The sequence below is a fragment of the Bartonella sp. AA97HXZ genome (assembly GCF_042196985.1).
Classification (GTDB): Bacteria; Pseudomonadota; Alphaproteobacteria; order Rhizobiales; family Rhizobiaceae; genus Bartonella.
In genome coordinates this window covers 1-1,360 of the sequence record NZ_JBHIRC010000072.1, presented here as the reverse complement: position 1 = coordinate 1,360, position 1,360 = coordinate 1, and the positions used below count along the sequence as shown (strand labels likewise).

Here is a 1,360-nt window from a genome sequence, read left to right as displayed (position 1 = left end):
CCTGCTGCTCCTCAGCCCCCAGAGATTGAGCCCTGGCTGAGGCTGGGTGGCAGGACAACCCCTCAGATGAGGTCGGCAACATTGAGGGGCATTTCCTCAATGGAGGTGTTATAGAAGGTCTCGATGTCTCGAAGAGTCCTCTTGTCTTCTTCTGTCACCATGTTAATAGCCACACCTTTACGGCCAAACCCCATCCAACATTTCCATATGATGAAACTTCGGCTCACTACTCGCATTCTGCCTAATTCTACAGATCATCACAGGCCTATTCCTAGCAATACACTACTCGCCAGACACCTCTTCTGCCTTCTCCTCAATCGCACATATCACCCGAGACGTAAACCATGGCTGAATCATTCGCTACCTCCACGCCAACGGCGCCTCCATATTTTTCATCTGCCTCTTCCTACACGTAGGCCGAGGCCTTTACTATGGCTCATTCCTTCTCCTAAAAACCTGAAACACTGGCATTATGCTTCTATTCTTAACTATAGCAACAGCTTTTATAGGCTACGTGCTCCCATGAGGCCAAATATCATTCTGGGGAGCAACAGTAATCACAAACCTATTATCAGCAGTCCCATACATCGGGACCGACCTCGTCCAATGAATCTGAGGCGGATACTCCATTGGTAACCCCACCCTTTCACGATTCTTCACCCTACACTTTATTCTACCCTTCATTATTACCGCCCTTACAACAGTCCATCTACTGTTTCTACACGAAACAGGATCAAACAACCCCTGCGGAATCTCATCAGACTCAGACAAAATCACCTTCCACCCCTACTACACAATCAAAGATATCCTAGGCCTAATCCTCCTCCTTTTCATCCTAACAACACTAACACTACTTTCACCCGACCTCCTAAACGACCCGGACAACTACACCCCAGCCGACCCACTAAATACCCCTCCACACATCAAACCAGAATGGTACTTCCTATTTGCATACGCAATTCTACGATCCGTTCCTAATAAACTAGGAGGCGTACTAGCGCTCTTCCTATCAATCTTCATCTTATCTATCATCCCCATACTTCACAACTCCAAACAGCAAAGCATAATATTCCGCCCACTTAGCCAATTCCTGTTCTGACTCCTAATTACAACCCTACTAACCCTCACCTGGATCGGAAGCCAACCAGTAAATCAACCCTTCATTCTCATTGGTCAACTAGCATCCATAACATACTTCATCACAATTCTAATCCTAATGCGGCAATCCGACTCGGCACACACCATTTCAGAAAGCGAGGCTGCGAGGCCTGTTCTCGGGTGACACGGAGCGGACGAGGATGCAGAATGGCTTCTGGAGAGAGGTCTTCTTACTCGGGCATGAGGGTCCAGGTGAGACCTC

At 47.9% G+C, this 1,360-nt stretch carries 1 pseudogene; it reads left to right on the top strand.

Annotated elements, in window-relative coordinates:
* Window positions 1-226 precede the first annotated feature (226 nt).
* Window positions 227-1,282: pseudogene (locus ACFINE_RS09720) on the top strand (cytochrome b N-terminal domain-containing protein); the annotation flags it as partial.
* Window positions 1,283-1,360 lie beyond the last annotated feature (78 nt).